The organism is Streptomyces sp. PTL18, from assembly GCF_059510295.1.
This window is the reverse complement of sequence record NZ_JCAJZO010000024.1, coordinates 55,371-70,663: the sequence shown is the minus strand read 5'-3', so window position 1 is coordinate 70,663 and position 15,293 is coordinate 55,371. Positions and strand designations below refer to the sequence as shown.

Below are 15,293 nucleotides of genomic sequence, written 5' to 3'. Positions count from 1 at the left end.
GTGGCGATCCCCACTCCGCTCAGGTGTGACGTCCTCTGGACAGATGGGCAATCTCGTCGGATGATCAAATGAGTGCGGTCGGCACCGGATGAGCGGCTACGAAGCATCCGGGTCGCGGCCCCCACGGGGCAACCAACACAAAATCCCTCATCTAGGAGCGATCGTGGCGCGCGACATCGCGGCTCCCTCAACCGTCCCCACCCAGCACAAGGAACTGATCTCGTGGGTCAACGAGATCGTCGAACTGACCCAGCCGGACAGCGTGGTCTGGTGTGACGGATCCGAGGCCGAATACGAGCGCTTGTGCGATGAGCTCGTCCGCAAGGGCACCTTCAAGAAGCTCGACCCGATCAAGCGCCCGAACTCCTACTACGCGGCCTCCGACCCGACGGACGTCGCCCGGGTCGAGGACCGGACGTTCATCTGCTCCGAGAAGGAGGAGGACGCGGGTCCGACGAACCACTGGAAGGCGCCCGACGAGATGCGGGAGATCTTCCAGGGCGAAAAAGGCCTGTTCCGCGGCTCCATGCGCGGCCGCACGATGTACGTCGTGCCCTTCTGCATGGGCCCGCTCGGCTCGCCGCTCTCCGCGATAGGCGTGGAGATCACGGACTCCGCCTACGTCGCGGTCTCCATGCGCACCATGACGCGCATGGGCCAGGCGGTCCTCGACGAACTCGGCTCCGAGGGCTTCTTCGTCAAGGCCGTCCACTCCCTGGGCGCCCCGCTGGAGCCCGGCCAGGAGGACGTGCCCTGGCCCTGCAACTCGACCAAGTACATCTCGCACTTCCCCGAGTCCCGCGAGATCTGGTCCTACGGCTCCGGCTACGGCGGCAACGCGCTGCTCGGCAAGAAGTGCTACGCCCTGCGTATCGCCTCGGTCATGGCGCGTGACGAGGGCTGGCTGGCCGAGCACATGCTGATCCTCAAGCTCACGCCCCCGCAAGGCGAGTCCAAGTACGTCGCCGCCGCCTTCCCGAGCGCCTGCGGCAAGACGAACCTCGCCATGCTGGAGCCGACGATCTCGGGCTGGACGGTCGAGACGATCGGCGACGACATCGCGTGGATGCGGTTCGGCGAGGACGGCCGGCTCTACGCGATCAACCCCGAGGCGGGCTTCTTCGGCGTCGCCCCCGGCACCGGTGAGCACACCAACGCCAACGCGATGAAGACGCTGTGGGGCAACGCGGTCTTCACCAACGTCGCCCTCACCGACGACAACGACATCTGGTGGGAGGGCATGACCGAGGAGCCGCCCGCCCACCTGACCGACTGGAAGGGCAACGACTGGACGCCGGAGTCCGAGACCCCGGCCGCCCACCCCAACGCCCGGTTCACGGTCCCGGCCTCGCAGTGCCCGATCATCGCGCCCGAGTGGGAGGACCCGAAGGGCGTGCCGATCTCGGCGATCCTGTTCGGCGGGCGCCGCGCCACCGCGGTGCCGCTGGTGACGGAGTCGTTCGACTGGAACCACGGCGTGTTCCTCGGCGCCAACGTCGCCTCCGAGAAGACCGCCGCGGCCGAGGGCAAGGTCGGCGAGCTGCGCCGCGACCCGTTCGCGATGCTGCCGTTCTGCGGCTACAACATGGGCGACTACATGGCCCACTGGATCGAGGTCGCCAAGGACAAGGACCAGTCCAAGTTGCCGAAGATCTACTACGTCAACTGGTTCCGCAAGAACGACGAGGGCAAGTTCGTCTGGCCGGGCTTCGGCGAGAACAGCCGCGTCCTGAAGTGGATCGTCGAGCGCCTGGGGGGCGGGGCGGAGGGCGTCGAGACGCCGATCGGCATCCTGCCGGCCAAGGGGGCCCTGGACACGAACGGCCTCGAACTGTCCGAGTCCGACCTGGACTTCCTGCTCAGGGTCGACAAGGACGTCTGGCGCGAGGAGGCCGCCCTGGTCCCCGAGCACCTCAACACCTTCGGCGACCACACCCCGAAGGAGCTGTGGGACGAGTACCACGCCCTGGTGCAGCGCCTGGGCTGAGCCCCGCATGAGCTCCGCGGCCGGCCCGACTTGCCCTGACCTGCGACGTCGTCACGGTCGGCCGCGGTGCAGACGCATGTGTGCCGTGCCCGGTAGGAACGGGCACGGCACACGTTGCTTCGCCGAGGGTTCCGGCCCGGTCAAAGGGCCGGGGGACCCTGGTTGTCCTTCAGGTCCCTCACACGTGCCCGATCAAGGTGAACGAGGTGCACGCGGTGAGCGTCACGTCCTGCGCGGTGGTCGTCGGCGCAACCGGAGTGCACGTGGCCTCGTAGAGGTAGCCCGTCGTGGTGACCACGTCGACCGCGATGCCCGTGGTCACGCCGGCCGTGTTCACCACGGCACGCAGGTCGACCCCACAGGCGTTCGGAGGCGCGACCAGTGAGGTGTCGAAGGGGGCGACGGCCAGACCCGCGGGCCTCTGCGTGATGGACACGCGTCCGTTCTGGAGCGCGGCGTCGAACTCGTTCGGAACTGTGGTGGGAGTGGTACCCGTCGGGGTGGCGACGACAGCGCTCAGCGTGGCCAAGTCGGCGCACGGGTTGACGATGGTGACGGGAGGGTAGTTGTTGTTCCCGTTCCCCTTGTGCCCGTTGTCGCCGCACGGGTCGCCGCCGCCGGCGACCCGGCAGGGACCGCTCGGCGTCTTGGCCGTGTGCACGGCCGCGGCCGCGGGGCCGGTGAAGCCCAGCATCAGGAGGGCAAGCGTGGCCGCCGCGCCGCCCGCGAGCCGCACTCCCTGCCGGGAAAGGGGGCCAAGGCCGGACGCTGGGGTCCTGTTCTCAGGACTCATGAATTGCTCCTTGTGGAACCGAATGGAGGTCAACTCCAGAGGCGCATTCGAACCTCGTCAGCCATAGTTCGGTGGCATGTGCCCACCAGAAGGCAGGCGCGCGGCACGGTCACCGCATCGGCGGAGCAGGTACGGTCCGGTGGCGGACGGCCCAGGCGCTGTCCGTGATTCCCGTTGCGTCGGTCGTGGCGCCCGGTCCGCGCGTCTCTGGGTGTCCACGCGGACCGGGGCCGTATGAGGAGGCCGCCCGCCGGGGCGGCACGGGGGGTCAGCCCGCGGTGACCGTTTCCCGCGGCTCGGTCAGCGCGGCGGTATGCGCGTCCATGCGTTCCGCCGACAGGATCGCCGCCGCCGTGTCCGCGCGGGATGCCGCCACCACCAGGGCTCGGCCCGCCAGTGCCTGGGCGCGGCGGTGGAGTGCCGTGACCTGCGGCCCGGGTGCGGTCGCCGTCGCGCGGGCCGGCGGTGCCCCTCGCCCGGGCTCTCGGCTGCGCTCGGGCAGGGGGGACCCCCCTCGCAACCGCGACACCTGTTCGGCGAGCCGCTCCGCGGCCGTGTCCAGGTCGGCGGAGGGGGCCAGGGCGCGCAACTCGTCCGTCACCGCGAGCAGGGCCGCAAGATGGCCTGCGAGCTGGATGTCCAGCTCCTCCTCGCGTGAGCGGTGCGGGAAGTCCGCGCCCGCGGCGTCGGCCATCGTGTGGACCGACTTGGTGCGGATCGGTTCGTACATGGGAACGGCCTCCTGACGCCTGACAGGAAGCCATCTTAGCTTAGAACTCGTCTAAAATTGGCTGGATCACGGAAGTGGTGGTCCGTGGTCACCGGGCGCGAGCGTCAGGGCTGGCTGTAGCCGTCCAGGAAGTTCCCTATGCGGGTCATCGCCGATGTCAGGTCCGCCACCGTCGGCAGGGTCACCACCCGGAAGTGGTCCGGCTCGGTCCAGTTGAAGCCCGTGCCCTGGACGACCATGATCTTCTCGCGTCGCAGCAGGTCCAGGACCATCTGCCGGTCGTCCTTGATCTTGAAGACCTGGGGATCGAGGCGGGGGAAGAGGTACAGCGCGCCCTTCGGCTTCACGCATGTCACACCCGGGATCTGCGTCAGCAGGTCATAGGCCGCGTCCCGCTGTTCCTTCAGGCGTCCGCCCGGCAGGACCAGGTCGTTGATCGTCTGCCGGCCGCTGAGCGCCGCCACCACGCCGTGCTGGCCCGGCATGTTCGCGCACAGGCGCATGTTCGCCAGGATCGTCAGCCCCTCGATGTACGACTCCGCGTGCGCCCGGGGGCCCGAGATCGACATCCAGCCCACCCGGTACCCGGCCACCCGGTACGCCTTCGACATGCCGTTGAAGGTGAGGGTCAGCAGGTCCGGGGCCACCGCGGCGGTCGGGACGTGCCGTGCGCCGTCGTAGAGGATCTTGTCGTAGATCTCGTCCGAGCAGACGAGGAGGTTGTGGCGGCGCGCGATGTCCGTCAGGCCCCGCAGGACCGTCTCGTCGTAGACGGCGCCCGTCGGGTTGTTGGGGTTGATGATGACGATCGCCTTGGTGCGGTCGGTGACCTTCCGCTCCACGTCCGCCAGGTCCGGCATCCAGTCCGACTGCTCGTCGCAGCGGTAGTGGACGGCCGTGCCGCCGGACAGGGACACGGCGGCCGTCCACAAGGGGTAGTCAGGTGCCGGTACGAGTACCTCGTCGCCGTCGTCCAGCAGGCCCTGCATCGCCATCACGATCAGCTCGGAGACGCCGTTGCCGATGAAGACGTGCTCGACGTCCGTCTCGATGCCGAGGGTCTGGTTGTGCATGACGACCGCCCGGCGCGCAGCCAGCAGGCCCTTCGCGTCGCCGTAGCCGTGCGCCGTCGAGACGTTGCGGAGGATGTCCTCGAGGATCTCGGGCGGGCACTCGAAGCCGAAGGCCGCCGGGTTGCCGGTGTTGAGCTTGAGGATGCGGTGACCCGCTGCCTCCAGCCGCATCGCCTCCTCGAGAACCGGGCCCCGGATCTCGTAGCAGACGTTGGCGAGCTTCGTGGACTGGATCACCTGCATGCCCGTGAGCTTACGGCCGCGTAGTGCCGCACGCGGCGTGTTTTCCACCACGTGAGACGGGGGAGATCGGCCGGTTGTCGCCTCGACCGCACCAAACAATCCTCGCGCCTCTACAATGCGCCCACATGTCATGGGAGCATCAGTCTGGCGATGGTGCGTACGGCCCGGAAGGCGGGGCTTACGGGCCGAACGCCGTGAACGGGGCGGCGGCCGGGTACTCCCCCGAGGGGTCACATCCGGACGGCGGCGAGGGCCGGAATCACCTGAACGTGTATCACCCGTACGCCGTAGCGCCACCCGACTACGACGGCTTCACCGATCCGGCGGCCGCCCATGGCTGGCAGAACGCCTACGACGAGACGCGCGAGCTGCCCGTGACCCGCGACGGTGTCGGGGCCGGTGCTCCAGCGGTCGTCGGGGAGACCCGCGGATCCCGGCGCCGGGCGCGGACGCGGTCCCGTCTGCCCCGCCGCGCGGCCGTGGCCGTGGGCGCGCTCGGTGCCGTGGGCGTCGCCGCCGCACTCGCCGGCGGTTTCGGTTCCGGTCCCTCCGGCGGTCCCACGGACGCCGGGCAGTCGGCCCGGCCGAAGGCGGCACCGTCGGCGCCGCCGGCGGAGGCGACCGGTTCCCCCTCCGCCGCCGAGCCGTCCCGCGCCGCCACCACCGACGTGTCCGCCACGCCGGGCGCCTCACGGGCCGCCGCTCCGGCGCCGGCCGCGTCCGGGGCGCCCCCATCCACCGGGCCCACCGCCGGGGCGTCCTCCGTCCCTCCCGGCGGCACCGCGGGCGCCGTCGCGCCGGGCAACTCCGGCGGCAAGCCCGGCCGTGGGCGGGGGGCCACCAAAGGGCCGAAGTAGGCCGGCCGCGCGGAGCCCGCGGCCGAAAACCGCTCCTTGTCCCCGCATGCCCCTCCATTGACAATGCGCATGACAAACAGGTGCGGCCGGAAGACCTCGGCCGCCCACGTCAGCGCCACCTCATCGAGAGGGGACCCCCACATGAGAAAGCCTCTCGCCGCCGCGCTCCTCGCTCTGGCCCTGGCCGGAGCCGGTGCGGCGCCGGCGGTCGCGGTACCCGCGGCCGCCAGGACGGCGACGGTCACGGCCGCCCCAGCGGCCACGGCCGAGGCCGCCGGGACGGCGACGAAGGACAGGACGGCCACGATCCGGGCCGTCGACTTCGCCGGCACCGTCTCGCTCAGCAACTGCTCCGGCTCGGTCATCCGCTTCCCGAACTCCGCGGACAGCGACCCGGCGCTCGTCCTGACCAACGGCCACTGCCTGGAGACCGGCTTCCCCGAGCCCGGCGAGGTGATCACCGGCCAGTCCTCCAGACGCTCCTTCGGCCTGCTGAACTCCTCCGGCGGCAGGATCGCCACGCTCCGTGCCGACCAGGTCGTCTACTCGACCATGACGGACACCGACGTCACGATCTACCGCCTCACCACCACCTACGCGCAGATCAAGAGCTCCTACGGCATCAGCGCGCTGACCGTGAGCGACACCCACCCCGTCGCCGGTACCGCCATCAAGGTCGTCTCCGGCTACTGGAGGCGCGTCTACAGCTGCTCCATCGACGGGTTCGTGTACCGGCTCAAGGAGGGCGACTGGACCTGGAAGGACTCAGTCCGTTACACCTCCGCCTGCGACACGATCGGCGGCACCTCCGGGTCGCCCGTCATCGACAACGCCACCGGCAAGGTCGTCGCCGTCAACAACACCGGCAACGAGGACGGCGAGCGCTGCACGGAGAACAACCCCTGCGAGGTCGACGCGAGCGGCGACGTGACCGTCCGTCAGGGCATCAACTACGCCGAGGAGACCTACCTGATACCCGCCTGCTTCGGAGCCGGCAACAAGCTGGACCTGAGCGCGAGCGGCTGCGTCCTGCCCAAGCCGTAGGAGGACGGTGCGGCGGGCGGTCCGGGGTCACCCGCGACTCCTGCGGACCGCCCGCCCCGCCAGCACGTCCGTCCTGCGGCCGTCCTCGATCACGAAACGGCCGTCGACGAGGACGTACGGGACGCCCGTCGGCGGTGTCCGCGGGTGCTCGAAGGTGGAGCCCGCCGCGACGGTGGCCGGGTCGAAGAGCACCAGGTCGGCGCGGTGGCCCTCGCGCACCAGGCCCCGGTCCGGCAGGCGGAGGCGGGCCGCCGGTCGGCCGGTCAGATGCGCCACGCACTCCTCCAGGGACAGCACCCCCGACTCCCGCACCCAGCGGCCCAGATACTCCGGGAAGGTCCCGTACGCCCGCGGGTGCGGCCTGTCGCCCTGGAGGATGCCGTCCGAGCCGCCGGTGTGGACGCGGTGCCGCATGATCGCCCGCACGTTCTCCTCGTGGCCCACGTGCTGGAGGATCGTCGAGCCGAGCCGGTCCTCGGTCAGCAGGCGGCGGGCGACCGTCCACGGGGTCTCGCCGCGCCCCTCCGCCGACTCCCGGATCGTTCTGCCGACGTACGACGCGAGCGCCGGGTCGGTCACGCCCGAGATCTCGACGGTGTCCCACTCGACGGGCACGCCGTGGCAGCCGTCGGCGCCGACGACCTCCATGTGGTGCCGGATCCGCTCGGCCGTCGTGTCGTCGGTGAGCCGCCTGAGGATCTCCTCCGGGCCGCCCTCGCTCGCCCAGCTCGGCAGCAGCGCCGCCAGCGTCGTGGAGCCGGGAGTGTAGGGGTAGCTGTCCAGCGTGATGTCGGCGCCGGCCGCGAGGGCCTCGTCGAGCAGGGACAGCAGCTCGGGGGCGCGGCCCTTGTTCACACCGAAGTTCATGGTGGCGTGGGCCAGGTGCAGCGGGCAGCCGGCCTCCCGGGCCAGGCTCACCATCTCCGCGTACGCCTCCAGGGCGCCCGCCCCGTAACTGCGGTGGTGCGGGCAGTAGTAGCCGCCGTAGGAGGCCACCACCCGGCACAGCTCGGTGAGTTCGGCGTCCCTCGCGTACATGCCGGGCGTGTAGGTGAGCCCGGACGACATGCCGACCGCGCCCTGTTCCATGCCCTCCGCCACCAGCCGCCGCATCCGGTCCAGCTCCTCGGGCGTCGCCTCCCGGTCCTCCCAGCCGACGGCCAGCATCCGGACCGTGCCCTGCGGGACGAGGTACGCCGCGTTGACCGCGATGCCCTCGTCCAGGCGGTCCAGGTACTCGCCCACCGAACGCCAGGTGAAGTCGATGTCGTCGCCGTACCCGTTCCAGCCGCTGATGGCGCGCCGCACCTCTTCGAGGGTCCGGTCGTCGACCGGCGCGTACGACAGGCCGTCCTGCCCGATGACCTCCAGCGTCACGCCCTGCGCGGCCTTGGCGCTGTGGTCGGGGTCGCGCAGCAGGGCGAGGTCGGAGTGGGCGTGCATGTCGATGAAGCCGGGGGAGAGGACCAGGCCTTCCGCGTCCAGCTCGCGCCTGGCGCGCGGGCGCTGGCAGCCCGCCGCCGCGGCCTCCTTGACGATCGAGACGACACGGCCGCCGTCGACGACCACGTCGGCGCGGTACGACGGCTCCCCGCTGCCGTCGACGACGTCGGCGTCACGGATGACCAGGTCCTCCACGAAGGCCCCCTAGAAATACGTGCGGATGTAGTCGACGACCGTCCCGTCCGCCTCGGCCACCGGGATCAGCTGCCACTTGTCGAAGGACGTGCACGGGTGGGACAGGCCGAAGCCGACCCAGTCGCCGACCTCGACGTCCGCTTCCGGACCGGTGCGCAGCCACAGGTGCTGGTCGGACAGGGCGGTCACCTCGATCCCGCTCGCCGGGCGCTCGTCACCGTCCCGGCGTACCACCTGGGCGACGGGCAGGTCCAGGTCGTGGGCCGCGTCCCGCTTGCCGGCGTTGACGAAGGCCTGGTCGGGGGAGGGCCGCGAGACGACCTGCGCCCACAGCCGGAACGCGGGCTCCAGGGCGCCCTCCCCGGGGACCCGGTTGAACGGGGTGAGCCTGCGGTAGTGCACGTCGTCGTGCGAGACGTACGCGCCCGAGCGGAGCAGCTTCAGCACCGGCAGGGACAGTTCGGGGATCTCGGAGAAGACGTCGGCGACCACGTCGAACCACTCGCTCCCGCCCGCGCTCACCACGATCTCCTCCGCCCCCGTGAACCGCCCCGCCCGGTCGAACCCGGCGGCGAGCGCCACCAGCCGTGCCAGCCACTCCCGGACCCGTTCCGGGGAGGCGCCGGGCACCTGGGCCTCGTAGCCCGCGACGCCCACCAGCCGCAGTGTCCGCGCCCCGGCGACCGCCTCCGCGACCGCCGTCGCCTCCGCCTCCGTGCGCACGCCCGTCCGGGCCCCCTCGCCCGCGCCCAGCTCCACGACGACGTCCACCGGGCGGGCGGTGCCCCGCAGGGCCGCGTCCATCAGCTCCACCCCGCGCACGGAGTCGACGCAGCAGACGAACCGGAACTGCGGGTCGGCGGCCAGCTCGGCGGCGATCCAGCGCAGGGCCGAGGCGTCGACGAGCTCATTGGCGAGGAAGATCCGCCGGACGCCGAACTCCCGTGCCACGCGCACCTGGTGGGGCACCGCGAGCGTGATCCCCCAGGCGCCGTGCTCGATCTGCCGCCGGAAGAGCTGCGGGGCCATCGACGTCTTGCCGTGCGGGGCGAAGGCGAGGCCGTGCCGGGTCGCGTACGTCTCCATCAACGCCAGGTTGTGCTCCAGACGCTCGGCGGACAGGACGAGGACGGGGGTCGTGAAGCCGCCGGTGAAGAGATTGCGGCGCTGTGCGGCCAGCTCGCCGACGGTCAGTGCCCCGGCGTCCGGCGGGAGGCCCTTGAAGCGGTGGCCGACGCGTTCCTCTGCCAGGCGGGCGAGTGCCGCGGTGCTCATGGAGCCCCTCTCTCGGTGCTGTTGTGCTGTTGCATGCAGTGCAACGGCCGTTGCGCAGAATGCTGCTGGTGTCCAGCATCTCGCCGGCACCGGGTCGACGGAGCCGCCGCCCGGATCACGACAGGGGTCATCATCGCTCACGCTGATTACACCGTCGATGTCGTCTCGCTGGGCCCCACTTCCGGGCGGCGGCCGCCCTCACCGTCCCCGGCGACCTCGCCGTACCCCCTTCCCGCAGCAGGCCGACCGCCTGCCGCCCTGGACGACGACGCCCGGGAGACACCTCGACTCGGCCCGGGCCGGACGCGGGCCGGTCGGTCCCCCGATCAGGTGCGCACCCCATGAGCCAGACCGTCGACCGCGCCCTGAGCATCCTGCCGCTGCTCGCCGAGGGACCCGCCGCTCTCGGGCAGGTCGCCGACCGGCTCGGTGCACAAGTTCACCGCGCTGCGCCTGCTGCACACCCTCGCTGCGCCTGCTGCACCCCTCGACGAGCACGGCTTGGTCCACCGCCCGTCCGACGCCCGGCCGCCCGCCGCCCGGACCACCGTCCACGTGGGCCTCCCGGCCGGACCGCTCATCGAGATCGACGCGCCGGCCGTCCTCGGCTGACGCACGCGCATCGGTCCCGTGACGATATGAGGCCCGATGGGGCCAAGGACGTAGGACGTCGGGCTGGATTCGGATAACGATGCGGGGGCCGGCTGTGTCCCGCACAGGATCTTGGACCATACTGCCCGCTGTGGAGCAGCGCATTGGTTCGAGCAGCCAGCCCCTGGACGGCGCCGGGGTCGACCCGGCCTTCGTCCCCGGGCTCACCGCACCCGTGTCCGTGGACCAGAAGGCCGACGTCGAACCGGACGACTCCCTGGAGCCGGACGAGTCCGTGGAGCCGGAGGACGCGGTGCCGGACGAGGAGGCCGTCGCCGGGGAGCCGGAACCCGAGCCGGAGGCCGCCGAGGAGCCCCCCGCGGAGGAACAGGAGGCCCCCGACGGACCGGTCTTCGAGGCCGCGGACCGCCGCGCCCGGATCGTCGCCGACCACAGCGGCGTACGGCTCCGCCTGGACGACCAGGACTGCGAGTTCCGCTGGGACGAGATCGGCGCCGTGGAGACGCAGACCGCGCGCTTCGGCAAGCGGTTCACGGTGACCGTGCACACCTCGGAGCGCCGCTGGTACCCCATCGAGATCGAGGCCGACTCCCGTGCCCGCTTCACGGAGTGGGAGTCCCGGCTGGACGAGGTGCTGGACGCCTACTTCGAGGACGCCGAGGAGGAACCCGCCGCCCCGGAGAAGGACGACGACTGACCGTGGGACACGGCCCTCCCGGAGAGGGCCCCCCGCCGCCACCGGGCACTACCGCCCGACGCGGTGACTCCCGGCCGGCTTGCCGCACAGGCTCGGCTCACTCCACGGGCACGCCGACCGCCGTCCACGCCTGGAGAACGTCGGGGAAGGCCGGCGTCGCCGGGCTCGGGTTGACATCGCTCCACACCAGGTGCGCGACCCGCACCGGGACCGTCGGTGACCGGGACGGTGACCACGTCCGGCAGACCGTGGGTGAACGCCGCTTGCGGAGGGAGACCGCGAGGCCCTGCCGACGATGCGCGTCATGAGGTCCGCGGGGGTGACCTCGGAGGCGACCTCACGGCCGAGACCGGCGGCGGTGAAGGCCTGGTCGCTCTGAGCGCGCCCCGGGGTTCCGGCGGGGAAGTCGACGAAGGTCTCCTCGCCCGGCCCCGCCGGGTCGGCCTCGCCGGTGGCGGCGAGCGGGTGCGTGGTGTCGACCACGGCCACGAGGCGGTCGCGGGCCGGCTCCCGGGCCCGCACGCCACGCGGGCGGTCGGTCTCGGGCAGCCCCAGGAAAGCGATGTCGAGCCCGCCTTCGCGTACCCCGGCCGTGAGCTCGTCGCTCGAGCGCGGCATAGGCGCCCGCCCGTCACCGCGACCGCCCTGCTCGGGCTGCTCTCCCCGCTCGTCGCCGCCGCCCTCGGCGCCCTCCTGCTCGGCGAGAGCTTCACCGGCCTTCAGCCGATCGGGTTCGTCCTCGCCCCGGCCGCGCTGCTCGCCGGGCAACTCGCGCCTTCTCGGAGGCGGCCCGTCCGCCGACCGGCCGACGACACGGGAGGAAAGCCGTCGGGATCTCGGGGTTGCATAATCATGCGAGAGTGTGCATACACTTTGCCTCGTGTCCAAGGTGCTGACTTCCCTGCCTGTCGGTGAACGCGTCGGGATCGCCTTCTCAGGCGGCCTCGACACCTCTGTCGCGGTCGCGTGGATGCGCGAGAAGGGCGCCGTGCCCTGCGCCTACACCGCCGACCTCGGCCAGTACGACGAGCCCGACATCGCCTCCGTGCCCGGGCGGGCCACGGCCTACGGTGCCGAGGTCGCCCGGATCGTGGACTGCCGGGCCGCGCTCGTGGAGGAGGGGCTCGCGGCCCTGGCGTGCGGCGCCTTCCACATCCGCTCCGGCGGCCGCGTCTACTTCAACACCACCCCGCTCGGCCGGGCCGTCACGGGCACCCTGCTGGTGCGCGCGATGCTCGAGGACGATGTGCAGATCTGGGGCGACGGCTCCACCTTCAAGGGCAACGACATCGAGCGGTTCTACCGCTACGGTCTGCTCGCCAACCCCTCCCTGCGGATCTACAAGCCGTGGCTGGACGCCGACTTCGTCAGCGAGCTCGGCGGCCGCCAGGAGATGTCCGAGTGGCTGCTGGAGCGCGACCTGCCCTACCGGCACAGCGCCGAGAAGGCGTACTCGACCGACGCCAACATCTGGGGCGCCACGCACGAGGCCAAGTCCCTGGAGCACCTCGACACCGGTATCGAGATCGTCCAGCCGATCATGGGCGTGCGGTTCTGGGACCCGGAGGTCGAGGTGACCCCCGAGGACGTCACCATCGGCTTCGAGCGGGGCCGCCCGGTCACCATCAACGGCAAGGAGTTCGCCTCCCCGGTGGACCTGGTCCTGGAGGCCAACGCCATCGGCGGCCGGCACGGCCTGGGCATGTGCGACCAGATCGAGAATCGGATCATCGAGGCCAAGAGCCGGGGCATCTACGAGGCACCGGGCATGGCGCTGCTGTTCGCGGCGTACGAGCGCCTGGTCAACGCGATCCACAACGAGGACACGCTCGCCGCCTACCACAACGAGGGCCGTCGCCTCGGCCGGCTGCTGTACGAGGGCCGCTGGCTGGACCCGCAGGCGCTGATGCTGCGCGAGTCGTTGCAGCGCTGGGTGGGGACGGCGGTCACCGGAGAGGTGACGCTGCGGCTGCGGCGCGGCGAGGACTACTCGATCCTGGACACGACCGGGCCGGCGTTCAGCTACCACCCGGACAAGCTCTCCATGGAGCGGACCGAGGACTCCGCCTTCGGCCCGGTCGACCGTATCGGCCAGCTGACGATGCGCAACCTCGACATCGCCGACTCGCGCGCCAAGCTGGAGCAGTACGCCCGGCTCGGCATGGTCGGCGGCAGCCCGGACCCGGCGCTGATCGGCGCCGCCCAGGCGGCCTCGACCGGCCTGATCGGTGCGATGCCCGAGGGCGGCGCGGAGACGATCGCCTCCCGTGGCGAGGGCACCACCGACGAAGCCGAACTGCTCGACCACGCCGCGATCGAGTCGGGCACCGACTGAGACCCGGACGCGTCCGGTCCACAGCGCACGGCCCGGCCCGCCTCCATCGCCGGGCGGGCCGTGCCCTGCGGCCGGCCCCCGTCTACGGCAGCGCGTGCACGTGCGGGCCCACCGAGTTCGACCACGTGTTCCCGGCCGCCGCGTCCCAGTTCGTCGACCAGGTCATCGCGCCCCGCAGGTCCGGGTACGTCCTCGACGGCTTGAACGTGCCGCAGTTCGTGCCCTTCGCCAGGCAGTCCAGGGCGTTGTCGACCACGGAGGGCGACACGTAGCCGCTGCCCGCCGCCCTCGTGGAGGCGGGGACGCCCAGGCCCACCTGGGACGGGGACAGGCCGCCCTCCAGCTGGACGCAGGCCAGGGCCGTCAGGAAGTCCACCGTGCCCTGCGAGTACACCTTGCCGTCACAGCCCAGCATGGAACCGCTGTTGTAGTACTGGGTGTTGACGACCGTGAGGATGTCCTTCACGTTCAGGGCGGTCCGGAAGTAGGCGTTCGACGTCGACTGCATGTCGATCGTCTGCGGGGCCATCGTGATGACCAGGGACGAGCCCGCCTTCGACGACAGCTGCCGCAGCGCCTGCGACATGTAGGCGGCGTTCAGGCCGTTCTCCAGGTCGATGTCCACCCCGTCGAAGCCGTACGTCCGCATCAGCGCGTACACCGAGTCCGCGAAGTTCGCCGCCGAGGTCGCGTCGCTCACCGACACCGTGCCGTTCTGGCCGCCGACCGAGATGACCACCTTCTTCCCCTGGGCCCTCTTCGCGGCGATGTCCGCCTTGAACTGGTCCACCGTGTAGCCGCCCAGGCCGGCCGAGTCCAGGGTGAAGCCCACCGCGCCCGGGGTGCTCGTCGCGTCCGCGAACGCCACCGCGACGATGTCGTACTGCGACGGCACGTCCGAGATCCGCTGCACCGTGGCGCCGTTGTCGAAGTTCTGCCAGTACCCCGTCACCGCGTGCTTCGGGAGCCCCGTACCGCCCCCGCCCCCGCCGCCGGACGACGCCGTCGTGGCCGTCACCGCCGCCGACCCGGCCGACTCGCCCGCCGCGTTCGTCGCCGTCACCTGGAAGGAGTACGACGTCGCGGGGGACAGGCCCGCCACCGTCGCGGACGTACCGCTCGCCGACGTCACCTTCGTGCCGTCGCGGTAGACGTTGTAGCCCATGGCGCCCGTCACCGCGTTCCAGGACAGGGACACGGAGGAGGAGGTCGTGCCGGAGACCGCCAAACCCGTGGGGGGCGAGGGGAGCCCGGGGGAGGGGCCGCCCCCCGAGCCGCCGTCCGGGCCGTACACCGACACGTCGTCCGCGTAGTACGCCGCCTGCCCGTACCAGCCGTGCAGATACACCGTCACCGAGGTCGTCGAGGCGCCCGTCGTGAACGTCGTGGACAGCTGCTTCCAGCTCGTCGAGTCCGGCGTCCACGTCGACACGTCCGTCGTGCCCGTCCCTGTCGCGCCCAGGTAGCTGTACCCGCCCTGCACCCATGCGCTCAGCGTGTACGTTGAGTTCGGCTCCACCGCGACCGTCTGGGCGCACTGCGCGTAGTCCTGGCCCGCGGGCGTCGCCTTCAGCGCGGCCGTGCCGCCGTGCACCGGGGACGACACCGTCGTGCCACTGCCCGCCGAGCAGGTCCAGTCGGCGAGGCCCGCCTCGAAACCGGCGTTCTTCGCGTTGTTCACGTCCGCCGCGGCCGCGTGGCCGGCGCCCAGGAGGGACAGGGCGAGCGCGGCGACGGCGGCCCCGGCGAGGGTCCGTCTGCGGCGGGGCAGGGCTGGTACGCGGTCCACTTCGGCCTCCGGTGTGGGGAGAGGAAAGGAGGGGTCGGGAAGGGCATGGGGCGGGAGGGGATGTGCGGAACGGTGCCGCCGCCCGATGTCCCACGAATTTGGTCCAGACCAATCATCGTGTCAAGGGGCCGGGCATCCTCAACTGCCCGTTGTACGACCGGAGTTGCGGCATATGCCCCTACTCTGTGTGGATCATGCCCCCACCTTGGGTGAGATGATC

The 15,293-nt window shown here is 71.5% G+C and carries 12 protein-coding genes and 1 pseudogene; 6 read left to right on the top strand and 7 right to left on the bottom strand.

All coding sequences use genetic code 11. The features are described from left to right. Positions 1-163: 163 nt before the first annotated feature. Complete coding sequence (locus AC5WS8_RS31740) at positions 164-1,987, top strand: phosphoenolpyruvate carboxykinase (GTP) (RefSeq protein WP_496106958.1); 1,824 nt, start codon at positions 164-166, stop codon at positions 1,985-1,987. Between the two features lie 178 nt (positions 1,988-2,165). On the opposite strand, the gene AC5WS8_RS31735 is transcribed toward AC5WS8_RS31740, so the two are convergent. The 3 genes from AC5WS8_RS31735 to AC5WS8_RS31725 form a co-directional block, all read right to left on the bottom strand. Next, positions 2,166-2,780: a hypothetical protein gene (locus tag AC5WS8_RS31735; RefSeq protein WP_496106957.1), complete on the bottom strand. Its 615-nt coding sequence runs from the start codon at positions 2,778-2,780 to the stop codon at positions 2,166-2,168. A 268-nt stretch (positions 2,781-3,048) separates the two neighbouring features. After that, a complete protein-coding gene (locus AC5WS8_RS31730; RefSeq protein WP_496106956.1) occupies positions 3,049-3,510 on the bottom strand; it encodes an SCO4983 family protein in 462 nt (153 codons plus the stop codon). 104 nt (positions 3,511-3,614) lie between these two features. Beyond that, a complete protein-coding gene (locus AC5WS8_RS31725) occupies positions 3,615-4,826 on the bottom strand; it encodes a pyridoxal phosphate-dependent aminotransferase (protein WP_496106955.1) in 1,212 nt (403 codons plus the stop codon). A gap of 269 nt (positions 4,827-5,095) precedes the next feature. Here AC5WS8_RS31725 and AC5WS8_RS31720 point away from each other — a divergent pair, with 269 nt between their 5' ends. Both AC5WS8_RS31720 and AC5WS8_RS31715 read left to right on the top strand, forming a co-directional pair. Beyond that, the gene (locus AC5WS8_RS31720) at positions 5,096-5,683 is read left to right on the top strand and encodes a hypothetical protein (RefSeq protein ID WP_496106954.1); all 588 of its coding nucleotides are present in this window, start codon (positions 5,096-5,098) and stop codon (positions 5,681-5,683) included. A 141-nt stretch (positions 5,684-5,824) separates the two neighbouring features. Next, entirely contained in the window at positions 5,825-6,727 is a 903-nt protein-coding gene (locus AC5WS8_RS31715) for a trypsin-like serine peptidase (RefSeq protein ID WP_496106953.1), read from the top strand. Positions 6,728-6,754: 27 nt separating this feature from the next. Here AC5WS8_RS31715 and AC5WS8_RS31710 read toward each other — a convergent pair whose 3' ends face one another. Both AC5WS8_RS31710 and AC5WS8_RS31705 read right to left on the bottom strand, forming a co-directional pair. After that, entirely contained in the window at positions 6,755-8,365 is a 1,611-nt protein-coding gene (locus tag AC5WS8_RS31710; protein ID WP_496106952.1) for an N-acyl-D-amino-acid deacylase family protein, read from the bottom strand. A gap of 9 nt (positions 8,366-8,374) precedes the next feature. Further along, the gene (locus AC5WS8_RS31705) at positions 8,375-9,640 is read right to left on the bottom strand and encodes an amino acid deaminase (RefSeq protein ID WP_496106951.1); all 1,266 of its coding nucleotides are present in this window, start codon (positions 9,638-9,640) and stop codon (positions 8,375-8,377) included. 341 nt (positions 9,641-9,981) lie between these two features. Here AC5WS8_RS31705 and AC5WS8_RS31700 point away from each other — a divergent pair. Then, positions 9,982-10,168: pseudogene (locus tag AC5WS8_RS31700) on the top strand (helix-turn-helix domain-containing protein); the annotation flags it as partial. A 214-nt stretch (positions 10,169-10,382) separates the two neighbouring features. Next, entirely contained in the window at positions 10,383-10,949 is a 567-nt protein-coding gene (locus AC5WS8_RS31695) for a hypothetical protein (RefSeq protein WP_496106950.1), read from the top strand. 48 nt (positions 10,950-10,997) lie between these two features. On the opposite strand, the gene AC5WS8_RS31690 is transcribed toward AC5WS8_RS31695, so the two are convergent. Further along, positions 10,998-11,717, bottom strand: a complete 720-nt coding sequence (locus AC5WS8_RS31690; RefSeq protein ID WP_496106949.1) for a LysR substrate-binding domain-containing protein — start codon at positions 11,715-11,717, stop codon at positions 10,998-11,000. A 112-nt stretch (positions 11,718-11,829) separates the two neighbouring features. Between AC5WS8_RS31690 and argG the strand changes: the two genes are divergently transcribed. After that, the gene (argG, locus tag AC5WS8_RS31685; RefSeq protein WP_496106948.1) at positions 11,830-13,284 is read left to right on the top strand and encodes an argininosuccinate synthase; all 1,455 of its coding nucleotides are present in this window, start codon (positions 11,830-11,832) and stop codon (positions 13,282-13,284) included. Positions 13,285-13,366: 82 nt separating this feature from the next. Here argG and AC5WS8_RS31680 read toward each other — a convergent pair whose 3' ends face one another. Then, a complete protein-coding gene (locus tag AC5WS8_RS31680; RefSeq protein ID WP_496106947.1) occupies positions 13,367-15,073 on the bottom strand; it encodes a chitinase in 1,707 nt (568 codons plus the stop codon). Between the last annotated feature and the right edge of the window lie 220 nt (positions 15,074-15,293).